The organism is Pseudomonas sp. FP215, from assembly GCF_030687795.1.
Taxonomy (GTDB): Bacteria; Pseudomonadota; Gammaproteobacteria; order Pseudomonadales; family Pseudomonadaceae; genus Aquipseudomonas; species Aquipseudomonas salmasensis.
Map to the genome: position 1 here is coordinate 3,216,860 of NZ_CP117447.1, position 24,643 is coordinate 3,241,502.

At 60.1% G+C, this 24,643-nt stretch carries 16 protein-coding genes and 1 pseudogene; 10 read left to right on the forward strand and 7 right to left on the reverse strand.

The genetic code is table 11. The features are described 5' to 3' along the window. Positions 1-135 precede the first annotated feature (135 nt). Together PSH76_RS14570 and PSH76_RS14575 are read right to left on the reverse strand one after the other, a co-directional pair. Positions 136-2,121: a hypothetical protein gene (locus PSH76_RS14570; RefSeq protein WP_305494383.1), complete on the reverse strand. Its 1,986-nt coding sequence runs from the start codon at positions 2,119-2,121 to the stop codon at positions 136-138. 228 nt (positions 2,122-2,349) lie between these two features. Then, positions 2,350-3,633: a hypothetical protein gene (locus PSH76_RS14575; protein ID WP_305494384.1), complete on the reverse strand. Its 1,284-nt coding sequence runs from the start codon at positions 3,631-3,633 to the stop codon at positions 2,350-2,352. A gap of 246 nt (positions 3,634-3,879) precedes the next feature. On the opposite strand from PSH76_RS14575, the gene PSH76_RS14580 reads away from it, so the two are divergent. The 5 genes from PSH76_RS14580 (at position 3,880) to PSH76_RS14605 (ending at position 9,078) form a co-directional block, all read left to right on the forward strand. After that, positions 3,880-4,926, forward strand: a complete 1,047-nt coding sequence (locus PSH76_RS14580) for a LacI family DNA-binding transcriptional regulator (RefSeq protein WP_305494385.1) — start codon at positions 3,880-3,882, stop codon at positions 4,924-4,926. 123 nt (positions 4,927-5,049) lie between these two features. After that, on the forward strand, positions 5,050-5,832 hold the full coding sequence (locus tag PSH76_RS14590) for a sugar phosphate isomerase/epimerase (RefSeq protein ID WP_305494386.1): 783 nt from the start codon (positions 5,050-5,052) through the stop codon (positions 5,830-5,832). After that, positions 5,825-6,766: a sugar kinase gene (locus PSH76_RS14595; protein WP_305494387.1), complete on the forward strand. Its 942-nt coding sequence runs from the start codon at positions 5,825-5,827 to the stop codon at positions 6,764-6,766. Before PSH76_RS14590 ends, PSH76_RS14595 begins: the two co-directional genes overlap by 8 nt. Before the next feature lie 45 nt (positions 6,767-6,811). Then, positions 6,812-8,104 carry an MFS transporter gene (locus tag PSH76_RS14600; protein ID WP_278916470.1) on the forward strand — a complete coding sequence of 431 codons (1,293 nt, stop codon included), beginning with the start codon at positions 6,812-6,814 and terminating at the stop codon, positions 8,102-8,104. Beyond that, complete coding sequence (locus tag PSH76_RS14605; protein ID WP_138762594.1) at positions 8,101-9,078, forward strand: NAD(P)-dependent oxidoreductase; 978 nt, start codon at positions 8,101-8,103, stop codon at positions 9,076-9,078. The genes PSH76_RS14600 and PSH76_RS14605 overlap by 4 nt, the downstream gene beginning before the upstream one ends. Positions 9,079-9,519: 441 nt before the next feature. Here PSH76_RS14605 and PSH76_RS14610 read toward each other — a convergent pair. Beyond that, positions 9,520-11,067, reverse strand: a pseudogene (locus PSH76_RS14610) (IS3 family transposase). A 230-nt stretch (positions 11,068-11,297) separates the two neighbouring features. Next, on the reverse strand, positions 11,298-13,058 hold the full coding sequence (locus PSH76_RS14615; protein ID WP_370874655.1) for a methyl-accepting chemotaxis protein: 1,761 nt from the start codon (positions 13,056-13,058) through the stop codon (positions 11,298-11,300). A 98-nt stretch (positions 13,059-13,156) separates the two neighbouring features. Here PSH76_RS14615 and PSH76_RS14620 point away from each other — a divergent pair, with 98 nt between their 5' ends. Together PSH76_RS14620 and PSH76_RS14625 are read left to right on the forward strand one after the other, a co-directional pair. Then, on the forward strand, positions 13,157-14,587 hold the full coding sequence (locus PSH76_RS14620; RefSeq protein ID WP_003190912.1) for a nucleobase:cation symporter-2 family protein: 1,431 nt from the start codon (positions 13,157-13,159) through the stop codon (positions 14,585-14,587). Between the two features lie 23 nt (positions 14,588-14,610). Continuing rightward, positions 14,611-15,060, forward strand: coding sequence for an LEA type 2 family protein (locus PSH76_RS14625; protein WP_305494388.1), 450 nt, complete (start codon positions 14,611-14,613; stop codon positions 15,058-15,060). Between the two features lie 538 nt (positions 15,061-15,598). Here PSH76_RS14625 and PSH76_RS14630 read toward each other — a convergent pair. After that, positions 15,599-16,525, reverse strand: a complete 927-nt coding sequence (locus tag PSH76_RS14630; protein WP_305494389.1) for a carbon-nitrogen hydrolase family protein — start codon at positions 16,523-16,525, stop codon at positions 15,599-15,601. 91 nt (positions 16,526-16,616) lie between these two features. Between PSH76_RS14630 and PSH76_RS14635 the strand changes: the two genes are divergently transcribed. Beyond that, entirely contained in the window at positions 16,617-17,537 is a 921-nt protein-coding gene (locus PSH76_RS14635) for a LysR family transcriptional regulator (RefSeq protein WP_305494390.1), read from the forward strand. Here the strand turns inward: PSH76_RS14635 and PSH76_RS14640 are convergent. Then, positions 17,509-17,763 carry a hypothetical protein gene (locus tag PSH76_RS14640; RefSeq protein WP_003190904.1) on the reverse strand — a complete coding sequence of 85 codons (255 nt, stop codon included), beginning with the start codon at positions 17,761-17,763 and terminating at the stop codon, positions 17,509-17,511. The genes PSH76_RS14635 and PSH76_RS14640 overlap by 29 nt on opposite strands. Before the next feature lie 164 nt (positions 17,764-17,927). Between PSH76_RS14640 and PSH76_RS14645 the strand changes: the two genes are divergently transcribed. Further along, positions 17,928-18,248, forward strand: coding sequence for a YqjD family protein (locus PSH76_RS14645; RefSeq protein WP_019817806.1), 321 nt, complete (start codon positions 17,928-17,930; stop codon positions 18,246-18,248). 32 nt (positions 18,249-18,280) lie between these two features. Here the strand turns inward: PSH76_RS14645 and PSH76_RS14650 are convergent, their stop codons facing one another. After that, positions 18,281-19,318: an Ldh family oxidoreductase gene (locus PSH76_RS14650; RefSeq protein ID WP_305494391.1), complete on the reverse strand. Its 1,038-nt coding sequence runs from the start codon at positions 19,316-19,318 to the stop codon at positions 18,281-18,283. Positions 19,319-19,488: 170 nt separating this feature from the next. Between PSH76_RS14650 and PSH76_RS14655 the strand changes: the two genes are divergently transcribed. Continuing rightward, on the forward strand, positions 19,489-24,630 hold the full coding sequence (locus PSH76_RS14655; RefSeq protein ID WP_305494392.1) for a dermonecrotic toxin domain-containing protein: 5,142 nt from the start codon (positions 19,489-19,491) through the stop codon (positions 24,628-24,630). Positions 24,631-24,643 lie beyond the last annotated feature (13 nt).

The window sequence follows — 24,643 nt, forward strand, 5'->3', positions numbered from 1 at the left end:
GTACGGATCAAGCATCCCAAGCTATGTAGGAATTATCTTATTAAGGCGAGTGAACCGGCGGCGGTCCGGGCAGGGGGAAATACTTGCGCAAAGCAAAAAAGGGGAGCTGCGCTCCCCTATTCTTTTCAGGCTTGATCAAGGTGAAGGAATATTGGCCCCGTCGCAGAAGAAGTGGGTGTTCGCCAGCGTGCTACGTATAACCGATGGCTCACCATGGCCGGTCACTCCATTGCTCAGAACCGTTTCATAGGTCGCCACGCACGTCCCCCTCGGGGCCTGGGCCAGGTAAGGCTGGTAGTCAATTTCGAACGTGATCCCGTTGGCGATGTCTGCTGGGCTCAAGCTTGGGTGAGTAAGCGTCAACGGGAACGGCCCAGGTGGCAGGCTGGCGTGGGTATTGGTAAGGCTCAACGTCAAGGTCAGTGGCACACCGACGGCCATGCGTATATCGCCTGGCACATGAACCTTACCAAACAGCACGGGCGGAGTGCCGGGCGTCCGAGTCTCCAAGTCCGAACAGAACCAACGACCCGCGGTCGCAACCACATACTCTGCTTTCGCCAACTCCACGACGACGGCGCCCTGCACATCGACCGTGGTGGGCGGCGACTCGTTTTCGTTGGTTGTCGCCGCCGGGTCGAGGACCAGATACTTGATGGTCTTGATGTCGTTGCCATGACGGGCGACTACGTCCCAGCCAATAAAGAACGAGATCGGATTGGCCGTCGCGCTGACAGGGAACGGTCCGACCCGCTCATCCTCCCAGAGCAAGATGATCGACAACCCCGCATGCGGCAACTCTGCAACGGTCCACGGCACGATGTCCACGCGTACATCTTGATCAGCATGGGCAGGCAGCAATACGTCCGGAGTCGTCGAGCCAGCACCGAATACGTGGGCCTGGTTAAGGTTGATGTTGGGTGAACCTGGCTCCCCAGGGTTGACGGGACCGCCTACCGACAAATCGAGCATGAACGTGTGAGGGAACGAAGGGAAAAAAGTACCATTGCGGGAAATTCGATACTGCACGGTCGTCGGCTGTGGCCCAATGGCCTGGGTATAAGCGGCACGGAATGCAGCCTGCAAATTACTGAATCTCTGCGGGAACGTTGTGAATGGCAATCCCAGACCGTTGTAACCCAGGCCGCCAATATCCACTTCCAGCCGATCAAGCAAGGGGGCGTGATTGTTATACGTCCTGACCCATACTTCAGGGTTAAGCAGGTAATCCTTGATATCAATCAAGTTGTCTGTTTCACCAGGATCGGGGAAAGGTGCCAGCGGTAAATGCGGGGTTCCGCGATCCGGATCGTCGATCAACGCAACGCGCCGAGTTTCGACGTACGCAGGGCGACTGACGTTACCCGCCCGGTCTGTGAGGGTGTAGAACGCGTAGTAGTCCCCACTTACATCAATCATTGCTGCCGGTAGGAAATACGTATTGCCCGTCTCCAGCATTGGAATCCCACCGGGGGGGCTGACGATGTCCATTGGGCGCGGGAACATCACCGGGCTCCAATAGAAGGTAATGAAGTCACCGGCAGCCCACCTGCCAGGAACAGGCACGAAGGTGTTATCGGGAATATCGAACTGCACCCCGCCATGCATCACCAAATAGTTATTGTCGATCACGGCACCTGCGGGAAGCGTTGCGGGCCATCCTACTGCATTGGGCTGCTCACGAAAGGTGGCATCGGAATAGGGCGAAAGCAGGTCAACGGTAAAATTGCCAGGGTCCGAATGCTCTCCCAGCGCTGCCGGAACACCACCGATGTTGAGGTATTGAACGCTACGTAGCTGATAGAAACCATGCCGGAAACCACCTGCTGGAGCGGGTACGGTGATATTGAACCTATCAGGGATAGGGAAAGCGGAGTCCGTACTCATTTGCATCGGCGGTGTCACAGCAACCCAGACAATTAATGTTTGCGTTATGTCCGCCATTTCGACTTGGATAAAATCATCAAAATCTGAAAAGTCGCCCGTTTTGCATCGTACAGTGAGGTCGGCCGTCGCATTACTGGCCAAAATCGTCCCGGAGGCATCATCCAGTGCCCCCACAATAGTGGGAGCGGCTGGGGCTGCCCGGGGGGCCAGTGGCACATTCGGATTGCTGCTCATTTTTGATGATCTCCACGTTCGTCCAATATAGGTTTCTTACAAAAACCACTCATCCGCCGGGCTGCGTTCGACCTCCGATCTCAAGTACCAACGAACTCATTTCCCGGCAATACCTCTCCCTACCGCTTCATATGCGGCATAGCCACAACACTAAATGCTTGCAATGAAATCCGCCTCGGTGCCCCGATAGCGCTAAACACACAGGAGGCGGTACGTGTGCGCCCCGGGTCAGGGCTCAGGCGCATCGCCGTGAATCCAGCAATAGCGAGCGGGTGGCGCCGAAGGCACTACGCGGTCAAACCGTGCGAACCGGGAGGCAGACCGACCAATCAATCCCCCCCCCCTGTACACCTTGTAATTCGCCTCCCCTCCCGCATTTAACTTGAGCGGGCGGATCAAACGTTCTACATCGAGAATCCAGAAGGAGTAACCCAAGGCGTCTACCACCTCGTTCCAAATATGACTTTGTGTATCGACGATGTCAGGAAGTGGATTCTCATCGGGGGCCTGCCCGTATCCCTGAAAGTGCATCACGACCAAGTCCCCGTGCTGGATACCCATGCCCGGGCCTGTATTCGGGTCAATGCGAATTTCGACGCCGAACCAGATTTTGGGTGTGCAGGCGCACGTCATATATCTGTTCGGGTTCGCTATCGGTTCGGAGTCAGCCTGCGGAAAGCGCGGCCGCATATAAGTCGGGGCGGGCAGCCCCACTCGCAGCGCGGCCTGCGCTACAGGTGAAAACTCTGGGTTGAGATTACCGGCGCGATCGCGCAGCCGGTAGAAGCAAAAAATAAAAGCAGCACCCGGAAAGTTCTGGAAAACCGTATTGGGGACATCTACGAATATTTGCCCAGTAGCACTGATCAGCGGCGGGGAAACCACAGCGGGAGCACCGGTCGGTAACGTGTTCATATCCGAAAAATACATCAGTATTTCATCACCAATCTCACGTCCCAGATAACCCCCAGGAACTTCCATGGGCACCAGTGGCGTCATGCCCAAGTAAACGTCAGTGATCGGATCAACCGGAAAAATGGCTGGTAGCAGCGGCCCTCCCACCCCAGGCGCATCGCGGTCTATTCTGAGCAGGGTGGGCAAAGAAGTATCGAAATTTGGTGAGGTTGGCGAGTCGAGATGGACTCGAAAAGAGAGATAGACAATCGCACTGTTCAGCAGGAGGTCCTGGCGAATTTCAAATGGATAAGGAAAGTCCCCAGGGGTGAGTGGGCCATCCAGTCGCAAGGCCGGTAGCACGTCGATGGGTGCGGCGCTTTGGTCATGCCATACGGGTACGGCGTAATGAGTCTCGCCAGGTCCGGGCAGAAAGGTCCATGGAGTAACGATTTCGCACTCCAGATTGTTGAAATAGTACTGCGCAGGCACTAATCCATCGGACAGCGCGCGAACCACCCGGGGGCCATCAAAATCCAGGACGGCCTCAGCCCCAGCAACAACTTTACCCGCCTGTGATTTTTTGGGCTTTGACTTTATCGGTTTTGACTTGCTCATGCCGCCCTCCTGTGGGCCCAACATCCAACATGCTTAATGCGGTAATGCCGTTAACTTGAAGCCGATTGAACACCCGAAACGCCCGCCCGGATACTGTCAGAACTAACAGGTGCAATTGCCGCCCGTCGGACTCATCAAACTGAACAGGGTGTCATCCTGCGAATTTCCTCTTGACTGCAAGCAATGGCTGGTGTCTTCTGAAACCGGTTTCAGTGCAATCCGAATTCCAATAAAAAAGGCTCCACCGTGACTTCATTCTCCGCCGCCCAGCGCAGCCGCGTGACAATGCTCGATGTCGCCGAACGCGCCGGTGTGTCCAAGGCCAGCGTGTCGCGCTTTATCGGCGATGACCGCGCCCTGCTCTCCGATGCCATTGCCCTGCGCATCGAACAGGCCATCGCCGAACTCGGTTATCGCCCCAACCAGATGGCCCGTGGCCTCAAGCGTGGGCGTACGCGCCTGATCGGCATGCTGGTGGCGGATATCCGCAACCCCTACTCCATTGCGGTGATGCACGGCGTCGAAACCGCGTGCCGCCAGCACGGCTACAGCCTGGTGGTGTGCAACACCGACCGCGATGACGAGCAGGAGCGCCAGCATCTGGCAGCGCTGCGCTCGTACAACATCGAAGGCTTGATTGTGAACACCCTGGGCCATCACCTCGACCAACTGCTGGAACTGCAACGGGAAATGCCCCTGGTGCTGGTGGACCGCAAGGTCGAGCCCTTGCACAGCGACCTGGTGGGCCTGGATAACCCGGCGGCAGTGCGTATGGCGATGGACCATCTGGAGAAGCAGGGTTACCGCGAGGTGCTGCTGGTGAGCGAGACCACCGACGGCACCAGTTCACGCTTGGAACGCCTGGCGAGTTTCAACATCGAGATTGCCCAGCGCCCGGCGTTGACAGGTGCCGTGGTTGAACTGGATGGCGAACTGGAAAACCGTCTGCAAGCCTTTCTCGCCAAACCCGGCCCCAAGGCACTGTTTTGCGCCAATGGCGTGGCGGCGCTGGCCTGCACCCGTGCGCTCAAGGCGCTGGGCTGCGACCTGTTCGCAGACGTGGGCTTGATCGCCCTGGATGACCTGGACTGGTACCCGCTGGTAGGTAGCGGCATCACCGCCCTCGCCCAACCGACGCAAGCGATTGGCGCCAGCGCTTTTGACTGTTTGCTCAAGCGCCTGCGCGGCGACACCGCCCCCACCCGCACCCTGGATTTTTTACCCGAGCTGATTATCCGCGGCTCGACCGCTCTGTCCCTTTGTAGGAGCGAGCTTGCTCGCGAAAGTCGTTAACAATAACGCGCAGCATCAGGTTGAGCGCGGCGCCCTCGAGTTTTTCGCGAGCAAGCTCGCTCCTACAAGGGTTGTGCGTTTTTTTTCAGAAAAAAATGAAACCGGTTTCAGAGGTAAACAACAATGCATAAATACCCCGTCTCCATCAGCCTTTCCAGCTACGGCGCCGACCTGGTTCGCCAGCAAAGCCAATTGAGTTTTGTCGCGCTGCTGAGCGCCGCCGGTGCACAGCGCATTGAGTGGCGTGAAGAACTGCTCACCACCGAGCAACCGGCCGAGCTGGCCCTGGCCGCTGCAGAACAAGGCCTGGAATCAGTCTTTTCCTCGCCCTTGGAACTCTGGGTCGCCGGCCGTGCCCAGCCCAATGCCGAGCTGGCCGCGACCCTGGACCGCGCCCAGGCCTTTGGTTCGGGCTGGCTGAAGGTATCCCTCGGTTACTTCACCGATACCAACGATCTGGAAAGCCTGCACGCCCTGCTCAACCGCCACCCAGTCAAGCTGCTGGTGGAAAACGACCAGACCCTGCACGGCGGGCGCATAGAGCCGATGCAACGGTTTTTCACCGAAGTCGAACGCCTGGGCCTGCCAGTGAAAATGACCTTCGACATCGGCAACTGGCAGTGGCAAGACCAATCCGCGCTCACCGCTGCGCGGTTGCTGGGCCGGCATGTGGATTACCTGCACTGCAAGGCCGTGGCCCGTCGCGCCGACGGCAAGCTGGTGGCCTTGCCGCCGGGCGCCACCGACCTGCATCTGTGGGAACAACTGCTTAAACACATGACTCAAGGTATTACCCGGGCGGTGGAATTTCCGTTGCAGGGCGATGACCTGATCGAAGTCACCGCGCAACAGGTCACAGCCCTCGCCCGCCTTGGCCAACCCCATGTGGAGAACGCCCATGTCTGAGATCGATATCCTCTCGTTTGGCGAAACCATGGCGATGTTTGTCGCCGAACAGACCGGCGACCTGGCCCAGGTCGGGCAGTTTCACAAACGCATTGCCGGCGCCGACAGCAACGTCGCCATCGGCCTGTCGCGCCTGGGGTTCAACGTGGCGTGGCTGAGCCGCGTGGGTAACGACTCCCTCGGGCGTTTTGTGGTCGACACCCTGAGCAAAGAGGGGCTCGATTGCCGCCATGTGGCCGTCGACCCGCTGCACCCAACCGGCTTTCAACTCAAGTCCCGTGAAGAGGCCGGCGCAGACCCTCAAGTGGAGTACTTTCGCAAAGGCTCGGCGGCCAGCCACTTGTGCATCGATGCCATCCACCCGGCGCTGTTGCAAGCTCGCCATTTGCATGCCACCGGCATTCCGCCAGCGTTATCCGACGCCACCCGCGCACTGTCGTTCGAGCTGATGACGCAAATGCGCAAGGCCGGGCGCAGCGTGTCGTTCGACCCGAACCTGCGCCCGTCCCTGTGGGCCAGCCAGGCGCAGATGATCCGCGAAATCAATGCCCTGGCCGCTCTGGCCGACTGGGTGTTGCCGGGCCTGGGCGAAGGCCGCCTGCTCACCGGTTTCGACGATCCAGAAGACATCGCCGCGTTCTATCTCGACCAGGGCGCCGAAGCCGTGGCGATCAAGCTGGGCGCCGAGGGCGCCTATTACCGCACCCATATGGACCAGGGTTTTGTCGCCGCCGTACCGGTGGCCAAGGTGGTGGATACGGTCGGTGCCGGCGATGGCTTTGCCGTGGGCATGATCAGCGCCCTGCTGGAAAACTCAAGCTTCCCCGAGGCCGTGCAGCGCGGCAACTGGATCGGCAGCCGCGCCGTGCAGAGCCGTGGCGATATGGAGGGTTTGCCGACCCGCGCTGAATTACCCACCCGATCCGTTGCGTGACCCATTACCTGTTGCCACAACTACAACAAGCTCAGGAGCAACCCCATGGAAACCGTGAAACTCGCCACCCGTCGCTGGTGGTACATCATGCCTATCGTTTTTATCACCTACAGCCTGGCCTACCTAGACCGCGCCAACTACGGCTTCGCCGCCGCGTCCGGCATGGCCGAAGACCTGATGATCACGCCGGGCATGTCTTCGCTGCTCGGCGCGCTGTTCTTCCTTGGCTACTTTTTCTTCCAGGTGCCAGGGGCGATCTACGCGCAAAAGCGCAGCGTCAAGAAACTGATCTTCGTCAGCCTGATCCTCTGGGGCGGCTTGGCCACGCTGACTGGCGTGGTGTCCAACGCCTACATGCTGATCGTCATCCGCTTCATGCTCGGGGTGGTCGAGGCCGCCGTGATGCCGGCCATGCTGGTGTACCTGTGTCACTGGTTCACCCGTGCCGAGCGCTCGCGGGCCAACACCTTCCTGATCCTCGGCAACCCGGTGACCATGCTGTGGATGTCGGTGGTGTCGGGCTACCTAGTGCAGCATTTCAGCTGGCGCTGGATGTTTATCATCGAGGGCCTGCCGGCAGTGTTGTGGGCGTTTATCTGGTGGAAGCTGGCCGATGAGCGCCCCAAGGATGCCCAGTGGCTGAGCGACGCCGAAAAGCACAGCCTGGAAACCGCCCTGGCCGCCGAACAGGTGGGGATCAAGGCCGTGAAGAACTACGCCGAGGCGTTCCGTTCGCCCAAGGTGATCATTCTCGCCCTGCAGTTCTTTTGCTGGAGCATTGGCGTGTACGGCTTCGTGCTGTGGTTGCCGTCGATCCTCAAGGCCGGTTTGCAGATGGACATGGTCGAAGCCGGCTGGCTCTCGGCCCTGCCGTACCTGGCGGCGGTGATCGGCATGCTCGTGGTGTCCTGGGGTTCGGACAAGCTGCAAAAACGTAAGCGTTTTGTCTGGCCGCCGCTGTTGATTGCGTCGATTGCCTTCTACGCGTCCTACGTATTGGGCGCCGAACACTTCTGGTGGTCCTACACCCTGCTGGTGATCGCCGGGGCGTGCATGTACGCACCCTACGGCCCGTTTTTCGCCATCGTTCCGGAAATCCTGCCGGCCAACGTCGCCGGTGGCGCCATGGCGCTGATCAACAGCATGGGCGCCCTGGGCTCGTTCGGTGGCTCGTACCTGGTGGGTTACCTCAACAGCAGCACCGGCTCGCCCGGCGCTTCGTACCTGCTGATGAGCGGCGCCTTAATGCTTTCCGTGGTGCTGACGATTTTCCTCAAGCCCGGCGCCAGTGACCGCGTGCCGGCGCCAACCCTGGAGTTGAAGGTAAAAACCTCATGAAAAAGTCTGTCGTGTTGTACAAAAAACTCTCCGCGCCGCTCATGGCTCGTCTGCATGAGCAGGTCGAGGTCACGCTGATCGACGCACTGGATGAAACCGGCCTGGCCAAGCTGCGCGATGCCCTGCCTACCGCCCACGGCCTGCTGGGGGCAAGCCTGCGCCTGGACGCACGGCTACTCGACCTGGCGCCCCAGCTGGAAGCCGTGGCCAGCGTCTCGGTGGGCGTCGACAATTACGATATCGACTACCTGACCGAGCGCGGCATCCTGCTGAGCAACACTCCGGATGTGCTTACCGAGACCACCGCCGACACCGGTTTTGCGCTGATCCTGGCCACCGCGCGGCGCGTGGTGGAACTGGCCGACATGGTGCGTGCCGGCCAGTGGAACAAAAACATCGGCCCGGCGCATTTTGGCAGCGATGTCCATGGCAAGACCCTGGGCATCATCGGCATGGGCCGCATCGGCGAAGCCCTGGCACAGCGTGGGCATTTTGGCTTCGGCATGCCGGTGATCTACCACAGCCATTCGCCCAAGCCGGCGGTGGAGGCGCGCTTTGGCGCGCAGTATCGAAGCCTGCAGGACTTGCTTAAAGAGGCGGATTTTGTCTGCCTGACATTGCCGTTGACCGCTGAAACCGAGAAGTTGATTGGCGCCGAGGAATTCGCGCTGATGGGGCCAGAGACGATTTTTATCAATATCTCGCGAGGCAAGGTGGTGGATGAGGCGGCGCTGGTGCAAGCGTTGCAGCAACGCACTATCCGCGCGGCGGGGTTGGATGTGTTTGAGAAAGAGCCGCTGGATCATGCGTCGCCGTTGTTGCGGTTGAATAATGTGGTAGCTACGCCGCATATCGGCTCGGCCACCCATGAGACGCGGGAGGCGATGGCCAAGTGTGCGGTGGATAATCTGCTGGCGGCACTGGCTGGCGAAAAGCCGGTAAACCTGGTGAATCCTGGGGCATGGAGGCACTGATACAACACAAGAGCAACTGTGGGAGCTGGCTTGCCTGCGAAGACGGCCTCCCAGCCGACGCCTATCTACCTGACGCGCCGCAGTCCAAATGTGGGAGCTGGCTTGCCTGCGAAGACGGCCTGACAGTCAACACCGTTGGACCGTGTACATATCCATTGCTGCGGTAACGGCCACCTAGGGTTCCGCCCTGACGGCGGCTCACTTTTGAACAGCGCAAAAGTAAGCAAAACGCTCTTGCCCCACCACTCGGCACCTCGCCTAGGCTCGGTGTGCCCGTAATCCGCCAGTGATTTGGGGGGCCGCCGCCACGCGCCATCCATGGCGCGGGGCGGCTAAACCGGCATCCCTGCCGGTTTACCCCCCAAATCCCTGTCGAATTCCGGCCAGCGTGGTTTAACGGGGCCGGCGTTTTTCAAGGTAGTTGTCGCGTCCACCGTCGCGCTACGCGATTTTTATTACCACGGTCAGCTCCCTTTCGGGGTTCAGATACACCGTCCCGATAGGGTTCCAGTTGCGTGTCTCTCCTGACCATCGTTCCGGTCTTTTCTCTCTGGCCTGCCGGTATATCGCATCTCGACGAGCCAAGATTTCTCGGTCTTTTCCTTCATGACGTTGAGCCGGTGTTACGAAGCGGATCCGGCTATGACGGTGCACGGTGTTGTACCAGGTCATAAAATTCCTCACCCAGATACGCGCATCATCCAGGCTGGTAAACCCTGCCTGTGGCCACTGCGGGCAGTATTTCAGTGTCCTGAACAGTGATTCCGAGTACGGGTTGTCGTTGCTAACCCGTGGTCGACCGCGAGACGGCGTGATGCCCAGGTCATACATCTTGGTCAGTAACGTCACCGATTTCATTGGTGCACCATTGTCCGAGTGAAGCACCAGCGGCTGGCGCCAACACTTCTCCTGAGTCACGCTTCGTTGCAGCAACGCTGCCGCCTTTTCCCCGCTCTCGGCTTCATAAACTTCCCAGCCACGGCTTTTCGGCTGTAGATGTCTTCGATCAGATAGAGATAGTAAAATTTCCCGCGAACCGGGGACGGCAGGTAGGTGATGTCCCATGACAACACTGATTAGCTGAAGTCGCTGCGTAAGTGGTCGGTGCCTCATGGCGATGCGGTCGCTTGGCTCTGGATCGGTGATGCTGCTGACCTGCCGCATGCAGCACACGATAAAAAGTCGCCTCCGAGGCTACATATCTTCCTTCATCGGCCAATTGCGGCACGATCTGGCTTGGCGGGAGGTGCGCGTAAGCTTTGCTGTTGCACAGCGTCACGATGCCTTGTCGCTCAAGCTCACTGAGCGCGTTGTTCGGTATCGGCCTGAGCGTCGTCGTGCGTCCATCTGCCAAGAGTTCTTGCGGCAAGCTCCAGCGTTGCAGCGTCCTCAGTGAAATGCCTACCTCCTGACAAGCAGGCGCCCTGCGGGCGCCCGCCAGAATGGCTTCATTAAGCCAATCAACGAGTAAATACCGTTCTGGCAACAAGGTCAGGTGGCCTCGTCGTCGCTCCCCCAGTAGGCATTGAGCTTTTTTCGTAGTACCAGTAAAGCCGCTGTTTCAGCCAGGGCTGCATCTTTGCGGCGCAACTCACGTTCAAGTTCACGGATACGATTTTTATCATCTCGTGACTGTCCGGAGCTTGCAGTTTTCGCGGTTGACTGTTTCGTGCTGCCGGCAATAAAAGCGTTGCGCCAATCGGTTATTTGCTCGGGAAAAATACCTTTTCGTCGGCAGTACTCACCGATTTCCAGTTCCGATAGCGAACCTGTTTCTATGATCGCCAGCTTGGATTCGGCTGACCAATTTTCGGCCGGTTGCTTGGCATCGGACAATTGCGTTCCTCTGGCGGCAGCTTGTTTGCGCCAATAATGGAGAGACATATCGCTACAACCTTCGCGCCGAGCGACCTCCGCCGCCGAGAGGCTCAGGGGCGGAAGCATCATTTTCAGCAGCGCAGCTTTACGTTCTTCTGAATAGAAAGGCATGACCATACTCTTGCCGCCCCCGGAATGCTTTTCAAAAAGCGGGGGACACGACAACTACCCTGACACCGGGGGGGGCGCCTAAGATCAAGATCAAAAGCAGATCAAGATCAAGAGCGGCTCGCTTCGCATCGTGGTTACCGTTGAGCGCTACAGATACCTATGCTGCGATAACGGTAAGCCAACCTATGATGTGCTGGCTGTAAAGCTCCCACAGGGTTTTGTGGCCGCTGTTAGACGACGAACCTGGCCACCATCCCATTCAAGTCCACCGCCAGCCTCGACAGTTCATGGCTGGCCGCGCTGGTCTGGTTGGCGCCCGCGGCCGACTGGGTGGCCAGGTCGCGGATGTTGACCAGGTTGCGGTCCACCTCGCGGGAGACCTGGGCCTGTTCTTCCGACGCGCTGGCAATCACCAGGTTGCGCTCGTTGATCAGGCTGATGGATGCCGTGATCTGTTCCAGTGAGGCGCCGGCTGCGCGTGCCATTTCCAGGGTGGTCTGGCTGCGCTGGTTGCTTTGTTGCATGGACTGCACCGCCTCACCGGTGCCGTTCTGGATGCCGGCGACCATTTTCTCGATTTCCTGGGTCGACTGTGCGGTGCGATGGGCCAGGGCGCGCACTTCATCGGCGACCACCGCAAAGCCACGTCCGGCCTCGCCGGCACGGGCGGCTTCAATCGCTGCGTTAAGCGCCAGCAGGTTGGTTTGCTCGGCAATCGCGCGGATCACATCCAGTACCTTGCCGATATCCCGGCCCTGGGCGGCCAGGCCCTCGATCATCGCGGAGGTGTTCTGCACGTCCTGGGTCATGGTCTGGATCGCACCGACGGTTTCCATCACCCGATCACGGCCTTCCCGCGCGGCCTGGTTGGACTGCCCGGACGCCTCGGAGGTGGACACTGCGTTACGCGCCACTTCCTCCACTGCCGCCGTCATCTCATTGACGGCCGTGGCGGCCTGGTCGATTTCATTGTTCTGCTGTTGCAGGCCACGGGAGGCCTCTTCGGTGACCGCGCTCAACTCTTCCGCCGCCGAAGCCAGTTGCGTGGCCGAACCGGCGATGTGCTGGATGGTCTGGCGCAGGCTGGCTTGCATGGTCGACAGCGCACTGAGCAACCGCGCCGGTTCGTCCTTGCCATCGTCCTCGATGGTTTTGCTGAGGTTGCCGGCGGCAATGGTTTCGGCCACTTCCACCGCCTTGCGCAGCGGGGTCACGATGCTGCGGGTCAGCAACCAGGCCAGTAGCACGGTGAGCAACGCCGCCACTACAGAGACCGCTACCACACCGGTGATCGCGCCCTCGTAGCTTTGCCCGGCATCTACGTCGGCTTGCTTGGCGTCGGCCGCATTGATGGCGATCAGCTTGTTCAATTGCTCGCCCATTTGGTCGGTGCCGTCCTTGATGCGGCTGTTGATCAGTGCGCGCATCTCGTCGACCTTGCCTTGTTTGGACAATGCCAACATCTCGGCCTGGGCTTTGAGGTAGTTGTCCAGGGTGACGCCAAAGGCCTTGTACAACGCAGCTTCCTCCGCGCCCGCAGGCAGCGTGGCGTAGGCGGCCTGGGCGGTCTTGACCTTGTCAGCCAGCACGCCAATGCGCGTCTCGGCTTCCTGCAAGGCGGCAGGCTCGCGGTTGACCAGCACGCGAAACGACAGGATGCGCATGCGCAGCACGTTTTCGGTGATGGTGCCCAGGTGAGTCATGCTGGGCAGTTGGTTGGCGCTCATGTCCTGGGAGGCTTGGCGCATTTGCGTCATACGGTTGACCGCAAACACGCCCAGCAGCACCACCAGAACCGCAATGAAGGCAAAACCGATAAACGCGCGAGGGGCAATATTCAGGTGACGGAGGGACATAGGGCTGCTCTCAGAAGTAGTGTTTGCGTGCATCCTTGCCGCGAAACGATCCGTCAGCGTCAACGCGCTGCCCAGACCTTGGTCACCACTGTTGTCGTTGTAGTGTGGGCCTATGCTTGATATCGGCTGGGCCATGGCTTTAGCGCAGGGTCTTTATAAATATTTTTTTACACTTCAGGCGCCTGGCACTTTCTGGCATCCTGCGCCTCCATTTTCTGACCCGAGCCATCATTTTGTCTGACGCTCAAGCCCCCCGCCCGCGCTATAAATCCGACCTCATGTACGGCCTCGAAGACCGCCCGCACTTCACCGCCGCGATTTTTGCCGCGTTGCAGCATGTGTTGGCGAGTTTTGTCGGCATCATCACGCCCACCCTGATCGTTGGCGGCGTACTGGGGCTGGAAAGCGAAGTGCCGTACCTGGTGAGCATGGCGCTGTTTGTCTCGGGGCTTGGCACCTTTGTGCAGGCGCGCACCTTCGGGCCGGTGGGCTCGGGCCTGTTGTGCCTGCAAGGCACCAGCTTTTCCTTTATCAGCGTGATTTTGAGCGCCGGGTTCATGGTCAAGGCCCGGGGCGGCGGCACCGATGAGATCCTCTCGACGATCTTTGGCATCTGCTTTTTCGCGGCGTTTATCGAAGTGGTGCTCAGCCAGTTCATCGGCAAGCTGCGCAAACTGATCACCCCGGTGGTGACCGGCACCATCATCACCTTGATGGGTTTGTCGCTGATCAAGGTGGCGGTCACCGACATGGCCGGCGGCTATGGCGCCAGCGACCTGGGCGCGGCGGGCAACATGGGCCTGGCGGCGTTGGTGCTGCTGACCATCGTGGTGCTCAACCGCTTCAACAACCCGTTCCTGCGCCTGGGTTCGATCGTGATCGGCCTGACCCTGGGCTTTGTAGTCGCGTGGCTGCTGGGCCGCGTCGACATGGCCGCCCTGCCCCAGGTGCCGCTGATCAGCGTGCCCGTGCCGTTCAAGTACGGTTTCTCGTTCGACTGGGTGGCGTTTATCCCGGTGGCGGTAATCTTCCTGATTTCGCCCCTGGAAGCCGCCGGTGACCTGACCGCCAACTCGATGATTTCCCAGCAACCGGTCAAGGGCCCGCTGTATATCAAGCGTATCAAGTCCGGCCTGCTGGCCGACGGCCTCAACTCCGCAATGGCCGCCACCTTCAACAGCCTGCCGATGGTGACCTTCGCCCAGAACAACGGCGTGATCCAATTGACCGGCGTGGCCAGCCGCTACGTGGCCTACTTCATTGCCGGCCTGCTGGTGCTGCTGGGGCTGTTCCCGATGATCGGCGCAGTGTTGCAACTGATGCCCAAGCCGGTCCTCGGCGGCGCAACCCTGATCATGTTCGGCACCGTGGCCGTGGCCGGCATCAAGATCCTCGCCGAAGCGGGCCTGCATCGGCGCAATGTGCTGATCGTGGCGATTTCCCTAGGCATGGGCCTGGGCGTCGCCGCCGTGCCGGAAGTGCTGCGCGAGCTGCCCAAGGCGCTGCACAACATCTTCGAATCGCCGATCACCGTGGGCGCATTCTGTGCGATCTTGCTGAACATTTTCCTGCCCGAAGAGTTCATAGAGCTGGAAGAAGATGAATTCGAGCCGGAGTCCTCTACCCTCAAGGTCATGCAAGACCCGGACGTCACCCCAAAGTAGGAGCATTTCTCTAGCGCAAGCTCATGGTTCTATCGCTGTTGCTGCTGACCTTGAGCGCCTGCGCACTGTTCCCCAACCGCGACCCGGTGAACATCAATGTAGTGGGCATCGAGCCGCTGCAAAGCCAGGACCTGGAAGTACGCTTTGCCGTGAAGCTGCGGGTACAGAACCCCAATGAAGCGGCAATCGACTACAACGGCGTGGCCCTGGACCTGGAGGTCAATGGCCGGCCACTCGCTTCTGGCGTCAGCGATCAGGCTGGCAGCATCCCACGCTTTTCTGAAACCGTGTTGATGGTGCCAGTCAGCGTTTCAGCGTTTTCGGTGTTGCGCCAGACGTTGGGCCTGAGCCAGACCCAAAGCCTGAACAACCTGCCCTACGTGCTGCGCGGCAAATTGGCGGGTGGCCTGTTTGGCACCATGCGTTTTGTGGAACGTGGCACCTTGGACCTGCCCAACACCGCCACTTGGTAAGTGGCTGAAAACCAAATCCCCCGAACACTCAAGATCAAATGTGGGAGCTGGCTTGCCTGCGATGGCCATAGGTATCTATACAACTGTGCAGTTCGCCGCAGCCACCGGTAACCACGATGCGAAGCGAGCCGCTCTTGCTCTTGATTTGCTTTTGATCTCAAGCGCCCCGTTAAACCACGCTGGCCGGAATTCGACAGGGATTTGGGGGGTAAACCGGCAGGGATGCCGGTTTAGCCGCCCCGCGCCATGGATGGCGCGTGGCGGCGGCCCCCCAAATCACTGGCGGATTGCGGGCACACCGAGCCTAAGCGAGGTGCCGAGTGGTGGGGCAAGAGCCCTTTGGTTACTTTGGGGCTCTTTTCCAAAGTGACCCGCCGTCAGGCGGAACCCTAGGCGGCCGTTACCGCAGCAATGGATATGTACACGGTATTACGGTGTCGACTGTGAGGCCGTCTTCGCAGGCAAGCCAGCTCCCACAGTTGGATTGTGGGGTGTCAGGTAGATAGGCGTCGCCTGGCAGGCCACAGGTTGAGTGCGTTCAGTCAGTGATATAGCGAACGCCTGGCTTGGCGCGCTCGTCCACCACCAATTCAAAAATATCCGGCCGGGCATAATGCCCCACTACGTCATAGTCGTACCGTGCCCGCACCAGATCATCGGTATTGATCTGCGCCGTCAACAACCCCGCCTCGCCCACCAACGGCCCCGCCAAAATATCGCCCATGGGCCCGACAATCACGCTGCCACCGGCAATCAACGGACGGTCCGCCGGCCAGTTGTCAACCTCCACACCCAAGGCTTCAGGCGATGCCTGCACCTGGCAAGCACTGACCACAAAGCAACGCCCTTCATGGGCAATATGGCGCATGCTCACCTGCCACATCTCGCGCTCGTCCACGGTGGGCGCACACCACACCTGAACGCCTTTGGCGTACATCGCGGTGCGCAGCAACGGCATCATGTTTTCCCAGCACACCGCGCCGCCGATACGCCCCACCGCAGTGTCAATCACCGGCAGTGTGGAGCCGTCGCCCTTGCCCCAGATCAACCGCTCGGTGCCGGTCGGCATCAGTTTGCGGTGCTTGGCCACCAGGCCGCCCAAGGGTTCGAAATACAACACAGTGCAATACAGCGTGCTGCCACTGCGTTCGATCACGCCCAGCACCAGGCTGGCACCGGTACGCGCCGACAACCCGGCCAGCGCCTCGGTCTCCGGCCCCGGCACGTCGATGGCGTTGGCAAAATACCGCGCAAAGGCTTCCCGGCCTTCGGGCAGGCGGTAACCCAATTGGGTGCCAAAGCTTTCGCCCTTGGGATAGCCACCCAGCAACGCCTCGGGCATGACCACCAAGTGCGCGCCACTGCGCTGGATTGGCTCCTCATAGGCCAGGATCTGCGCCAGGGTGTCAGCCTTGCCGCCAGGCAAGGCGCCGATTTGCAGGGCTGCGACAGTCGATACAGGCATCAGGCTCACTCCGATAGATAAGGGTTGCCCATTCTCCGGCCAGACTCGATCATGAATAAAGCCCACCTCAGTGCTAAATGATATGAGCCAAATGAATATCGCCCAGGTTGACCTGAACCTGCTCAAAACCTTCGAAGCCCTGCACGACGAATCCAGCGCCAGCCGTGCGGCGCTGCGCCTGGGCGTGACGCAGTCGGCGATCAGCGCGGGCTTGCGGCGCTTGCGTGAGCTGTACGGCGACCCTTTGTTCGTGCGCACCGGCCGCGGCCTGGCGCCGACGTTGCGGGCCAACCAGCTGAAACCGGTGATCAGTGAGGCATTGGATCGCTGCCGCCAGAGCCTGGCGATGATCAGCCCGCAAAACCTGCACTACGAGGGGCGCTCGGTGGTGCTGGGGCTGTCAGATGACTTCGAGATTGCCTATGGCCGAAGCCTGATGGAGGCCATCGCACTGCGCCTGCCCAAGCTACGGGTGATCTTTCGCCAGACCTACAGCCAGATCGTCGCCGCCGCCCTGCTCGACCGCACGCTGGACCTGGCCATTACCGCCGGCGGTTTTACCGAGCGCAGGCTGAGCCGGCAGGTGCTGGGGGAAGGTGACTACCGTTGCCTGGTAGACCCCCATAGCCTGGCGCCGGGCCAGGAGGCCATCGACATGCAGGGGTTTGTCACACGCGAGCATGTACTGGTGTCGTCAGGCGGGTTTATCGGCATTATCGATGAAGGTTTGGCGGCGCACGGGCTGCGCCGCCACGTGTGCGCGTCCACCAGCCACTTTGCCGCGCTGCCATATCTGCTCAAAGGCAGCACCGCAGTGGCAACCATTCCCGGGCATGCGGCCCATGCCATTGCGCAAATGACCGGCTTGCGCGTGCTGCCCTGCCCGCTGGCACTACCGCATTACCCGGTGGAGTTGGGCTGGCGCACCCAGGCTCAGTTGGACCCGCTGTTGCTCAAGGTGCGCGAGGCGATTGTGGCGTGCTTTACTTCGCCGCCGCCATCAGCTTGTTGACTTCACTGCGCACCATGTTGGAAAACTCCGGCGGCGACATGCCGTCGAGTTCGGCACGCACCCATTCGGCCCATTTGCCCTTGCGCTTGGCGCGCTCACCGAACAAGCGCGCGGCTTCGCCCTTGGCCTTGCCCAGGTTGGTTTGCCACAGGTCGTAGAGGCGCGACTTTTCATCTTCCAGCTCGGCGCGTTCGGCGAGGGTCTTGTTGGCGAGATTGAAGCTCATGTTGAATTACCTGCTGCACAAATAGGTGACATCTTACACTGTAGGCCCAACGTTCCCGATCCGGATTTTGCCTCGGATGAGCGTGTGGGGAAAAAAACTGCAACTTTTGCCACCCCCCGATACTCCATTGTTCACTGCCACATCCACCTGCAAGGAGTCACTCAATGGCCCGCAAAACCGCCGCCCAAGCTGTCGAAGATCAAATCAAGGACCAAGCGTTCAGCGAACTGAGCGCGTTGATCGAAGAATCGGACAAACTGCTCAAAAGCAGCGCATCCCTGGTGGGCGAGGAAGGTGAAACCCTGCGCGAGCAGGTCGCCATCAAACTCAAGCAAGCCCTGGAATCGGTGTCCAACGTGCGCGAACGCAGCAAGCCGGTCGTGGATGCCACCGAAACCTATATCGGTGGGCACCCATGGCAGACCGTGGCCATTTCCGCAGGCTTTGGCCTGGTGGTCGGCCTGTTGCTGGGTCGCCGTAACTGATGCATCCAGGCTGCGCACCCGCGCAGCCTGTTTCACCCCGCTGCCAACGCCCTCAACTCGCGCAACGCCTGCGCATCCAGCTCTATTCCGCTTTCCTGCGACTTCGCCCGCGTACGATGGCGCCGATCCCCCGGCAAGCGCCGCAGCCCCGCCGCATGCATCTGCCGCACCAGTTCCTGGCTGCGCTGGGCGAAGCTTTGCCCTGCGGTTTTACTGGGGTCAATCACGATCAACAATTGGCCCGTCCAAGGCGTGCGCGCGCCAGGGTGGTCCGTCCAATCGAATTCGAACGAGAAGTTGCCGCCCGTCAGCGCGGCCGCCAGCAACTCCACCATCATCGACAGTGCCGAGCCCTTGTGCCCGCCAAACGGCAACAGTGCGCCGCCTTCCAGAATAGCTTTAGGGTCCTGGGTCGGCTGCCCCAGGCTATCGACGCCCATGCCTGCCGGCAGGCGCTCGCCTTTGCGTGCGGCGATCTGCACGTCACCATGGGCGATGGCGCTGGTGGCCAGGTCGAACACAATCGGCGCGCCGTCGGCCCGTGGCGCCGCAAACGCGATGGGGTTGGTGCCGAACAATGGGCGATCCGCGCCGTGGGGCACCACACAGGTCATGCTGTTGACCACACTGAGTGCCACCAGCCCCTCCTCGGCAAACGGCTCGACGTCCGGCCACAGGGCCGCAAAGTGATGGGAGTTATGGATGGCCAGCAACGCGATGCCGGCGCTGCGTGCCTTCTCCACCAGCAGCGGGCGCGCCGCCGCCAGGGCCGGTTGAGCAAAACCGTTGCCGGCGTCGACGCGCACACAGCCTGAGGCCACATCGGTCACACTGGGGACGGCGGTACCGTTGACCCAGCCACTGGCCAGCGTCGACAGGTAACCGGGGATGCGAAAAATACCGTGGCTATGGGCACCGTCACGCTCGGCGCTGGCGCAGTTGTGCGCAAGAATCGCAGCAACCTGCGGCGACGTGCCGTGCCTGACGAAGACCTGTTGAAGCAACTCCACCAGTTCGGCGAAGCCGATCGAGGCGCAAGCGGGGGCAACTGTCGGGGACTGCGCAGACATTTGAAGCTCCGTTTTTATGATTGGAAGGGGCAACGAATGGAACATCCAGACCCTCGATTAAACACCACGCACGCTCTGCGCTGTCAACGTGCGCAACGCTGATTATTTACCGCCTTGCGTCACGGGCGCTTGCCTACCCTGTGCTTTTGCTGGCACGCCGGAGACAGGCTGTGATCCGTTTAACGCCCCCGTATTTTTTCCCCGAGTTTCTCAAACCCCAAGGCAAAGCCTCGCCCACCGCCCGTGAACGCACGCTGGGGCTCACCGCCAAAGACCGTGAATGGCTGTACAACCTCTACCTGGCCACCGACGAATCTCGGCAGGACACACGCCGGCATGATCACCCCATGCGCGTTGAAAAGGTGCTGATCAATATTTCCGGTAAGCCCCCCATCCCCCTTGCCGGCGCGTTCGCAATCAGCCCGACACCCGACGACGCCAAGGCGTTGCTCTACACCCCGGATAACGGCATCCAGGTCTATGACAGCCATGCTGAACTGCTGAGCGAATTGACCGAGCAATTGGAAGACCCACAGCAGAGCGCCCCTTTGCTCAACTACCTGTCGACGGATCAACGCAACTCGCTGGGCGCTGACACGCCCATGGTGCTGACCACTCAGATCATCGAAGGTGACGTGATGCCAGAGCAAGGGCGCATGCTGCAGGCCTGCCAGCTGGATAATGTCAAAGCCATGCTCGGCCACCTGCAAAAAACCCCGACCTTGCCGGACATGCTCGATACGCTGCTGAGCATCATGGGCCGCCAGCAGTTCAAACACCTGGATCTACGGGACACACGGGTCAATGTCTTCACCCGCGAGGCTGAGCAGGCAACGCCACGCTGGGTCAATGTGCTGACCTTGAGCGAAGCGCTGCTGCAATTTTATGTGCGCCATGGGTGGCCCAAAGGGCAAACCCGCGAATACTCGAACCCAAAACATGACACCACTGACCTGACCAGCGCCGAACGGGAAGAAGATCGCCAACGCTGGGAAGCCTTGATCGAACAGAGCTCAAGCATTTTTTCGAAGCTGTTGGAAAGCCTGCTGCAGACCTACTGGAATGAAGATATCGACAGCGGCACCTCCCGCGTGGATTTTTTTGCCCAGGTCATGGCGCAGAAGTTTCGCCTCGATGTGCTGCTCAAACGCCAGAGCGACATTATCACCGCCGATGAAAGTGACGCACTTCAGGCACTGTTCCTCAGCGACCAAAGTGCCCGCAGTGCCCATGCCAAAGACCTCAATGTGGAAAAGGTACGCCTTTATGCGCCCCATCAACACTACGTTGAACCGGCGAGCACCTTGATGATCACCGAGCGCCACGCTTACCTCTACACCCAATCGCGGGGGTTACAGGTGCTGGAAAACCTCGATGACCTCAAAGACCGGTTGCTGAGCATGCTTAAGGCCCAAGGTTACGAGGACGAATGGCTCAACGCGCTCTCATTGGATGAGCGCGACACGCTGCTCGGCCTGGACCCGATCGCCATCGCGGCAAGGCCGATTCCCGGCAATGTGTTTGTAACCCTGGTGCAAGACATTGTGCGCAAGCAAACAAACAACCTTAACCATGCCCTGGCAATCTACCGACGCAGCGATGGCCAAGTAGACCTGGCGGCCCTGCTCGACAGCGCCCTGGATGTGCGTGCCCTGCTGGACAGTCAACTGGCCACGCTGGAGACCGCCGGGCGCTGGACCTTGCATCCGGTCACCCGCGGCGATGGCCGCCCTTCGACGGTCAAGGCCGAGCGTGCCCGGCTCCAGCTCCAGAGCCTGCAAACGGTTGAGCACGCACTGGCGCTGGAGCGCGCGAACCATCCGACGTTACGCAGCACCATCGCTGATACGCTCAACGCCGAACTGAAACTGCAGCAACAGGCCGTCAAGGCCAGCGAGGTGTATATCAACACCTACGCCACCCGTGCCCAGGAGCGTGAGGACCGCACGCCAGTGCAGTCATTGAGCATGCTTGAACACTTCATTGAACGCCTGGCCCAAGAGGCGCCCGCAGTGCCCTTTTCATCCCGGACGAAGTTTTATACCAAGGGCGAAGGCAATGTCTTCATGCAGTTGTCGAGCATGACGCTCAAAACGTTCAACACCATCATCGAGCGCGTCCTGCTGCTGTTCTCCAAGCAGGCCATACGCCAGCAACCCCATGATTTTCTCGTCAAGACTCTCGCCAAACACGCCCACTCGATGCTGGTGGGGTTACGCAGCGAAGCCGAGCTGAGGTGGCTGGATAAAACCCTGGCGCCCGCCAGCAAGGCCATTGTCGACACGCTACTTCAGCCCGAGAGTCTGTCGCGCTTGACCCGCCATGGCCTTAACGGTTTTTTGCCGGATGCCTATGGCTTGACGCTGGACCTGAACGCCGTCGATACGCCACAACCGCTGGCCAATATTTTTGTCATCACTGAGCGCGGCGGTCTCGACCCGCAGCGCTCGGGCCAGGCGCTGCTCTGGACCCCGCGCCTGGGCTACGAAGTCTTTGCCTGCGTCAGCGACCTGCGCGATGAAATCACCCAACGCCTGGCGCACCCGCTCAACAGCTTGAGCCTGCTGGAGAACCTGCCGTTCTGCTTGCGCGAGCCCCATCAGGCCTTTCGCCAGGGGCCGCTGCAACGTATCGATCAGGACCTTTTGAATGATCGAGTAAACAGCTACAACGACGCGGTCATGGCGGGCGTTGATCACTTGCTATCCATGGGCCTTGGGGCCCGCGCCTTGCAAGACCGGTTGGACGCCGTCATCGAACAGCCGCCGCCCACCAACCTTGGCAGGGCGATCACGCTGGCCGATGCCATGGTCAACCAGCAGGCACTGCCGGTGTGGCTCGGCATGGCGCCGCCTCAGGAGCAAATCCACCAGGCCGAGCTTCTGGAGCAGTACTGCAACAACGCCGACGAGGAACACGACTACCTGCATGACATCCAACCCATCCGCGCGTATGCCTTAACCACGCTGACGGCGCTGCTTGAGGCGCGCTTTCCCGGCAAGGGGCTCAACCCCGATGACATCCTGATCCCCACCCATGCGGTGCTCGATGTGAATGTCGACAACCTGACCGACTTTGCCTTGCGGCACTGGCCAAACCTGACGGCGCAACACATCCGCCCGCGCTCACGCATCGCCAAGCCATTACCAAAAGCCCTGGACGCCAGTGCGGTGATACAAATGGTGCGACAGCTGGACCTCAAAAGTGCTTATCAACAACGGGTGCGAAGCCAGCTTGAAACAAAAACCGACGATGCGCGCCAACGCAGACGCCTGTTTTGCCGCCAATTGCCTTGGCAAGCGTTGCAATGCGCCCACGAACACAGCTTGCAGGAACGCCTTTCCACCCAGGCGTTAAGCCTGGTGCAACAGATTTTCGATATGCCGGACGCCGTGGCCCGCGCCTCACTCAGTGGCGCCACGGCGATGATTCGACCGCTGGAACTGATCGCCACCGAAGGCGCCAGTACCGCCAAAGTGCTGGGCGTGTACCTGATCGGCCCGCAGAGTCCCGGCGATGGACCATGGGTGCTTTACGCGCCGTACAGCGAACAACATGTGTTCAAGGAATATACGGATGAAACGGCCCTGCTCGATGAGATACAAAGGCCGGGCGCACTGCAGGACTGGGTGCTTATGCACCTGGAAGATCCGCACCAGGCCACTTACCGCCACTTGCTCAAAGACAGTCGCCATCGCCCCTCCGATATCAGCTTGGCCGCATCGCCAGTGGCGGGCAATGTGCTGCATTACCTGTTCAGTGAAAATACATCGATGTTGCTCAAGGTGCTGGGCAGCCAATTCGAAGAAGGCGCCAAGACCTTGTGGGACCATGCGACCCGCTTGTTCGGCAAGGAAATCCCCACGGCGGTACAGTTCATGGCGGGCAAACTCGCCTACCCGCTGGTGGTATGGCGCAGCTACACCTTGTTCAAGCGCTCGGCCGAAGCCTTGCAACTGCACCAGTGGAAGGCTGCGCTCAAGGATTTCGTCAGGGGCGTGGCGCAGATGGCCGCCCTGCGCAGTGCGCTGGACGGTACCGCCCTTGCACCGCCCTCCGAAAAGGAGCGCTCGCTGGCCGAGCTGACAGACACGTCACTGCCCGCCGCCACCACCCTCGACACCTGGCATATCACCAGCCCTTCGCGCACCCGGCTGCAGCCGTTCGAGGCACAGGATGTGGCATTGCAAGACCTGAAAAAAAGCACGCTCAGCCAGGTGTATGAAGACCGCAAAGCCTCGAAATACTACGTGCCGCTGGCCGGCAAGGTGTATAGCGTCAAGAAAGCCGCACAACGCTGGCGCCTCGCCAACGATGAACAGGTTGGGCCGTACATCGGTCGCAATACGCAGGGCATATGGGTACTGGAGCTGGGCGACCAAGAGCCGCGCTTCGGCAGGGCTCAGTCATACCTCAAGACATGGCGAAACGAAGCACGGGATATCAATATTGAAGCGGTGGGCATCCGCGATATCGGTGCGTTGACCTACTGGAAAGCCCAAGCCATCACCGAAGCGCTGAACTTTGCGACTTATTACGCGCTGAACTGCCGCCGCAACGTCGCGCAATTCGCCACACAACGCGACCCGAACAGCCGGGTTGGGCGCTTTTTGGGAGAAATGTTCGGTGTCGTCACCCTGACGCCGGACCAGGTTTCGAAAGTCACCAAAATAATCGACGAGATACTCAATGAGCTCACCGACCCCAGCTTGACCGGTCCAAATTCCATGCGTTTTGTGGTCGGCACCAGCCGACAGGATCCCGCATCGGATTATGCGTTCATGATTCCCGCCGACAGGGAGCGAAAACTGTATCTGCTGAGCCGCTTCTTCGACCCCAATCTGGACGTTTATCAGAACCGCCTGCTGGAGAATGTGGCCTTCAACATATCGACGCACGCCAGAGCCAGTACGCTGATTCACGAATTGACGCACTTGAAGCTGGACACCGTAGACATCGCCTACCTGGACAGCATGCGGCCCTTCCCGGACTTGATCAATATCCAAAGGCCCGGCGCCGAAGTGCTTAAAACCACCCTGGAAGATCTGCGCAGCACGGCGTTATCGACGATGACGCCTGCAACCATGCTGTTCAAGACTCAAGACAGTCTCACCGAGCTGTGGGAGGATTTCCAGCCAGGCTCGGCAATTGAAAAGAAAATTTTCAAGGCGACGGGCGCCAAGACCTTGCAGGACGCAAGAGTCATCTTCATGTCTGTACCTGACAAACGCATTGATACCATCCTGGCCAACGCAGACTCAGTGACATACCTGATCACCCACCTTGGGCGCTACCTGGAGCCGGGAGCCTGAGCGGCCCCCGGCA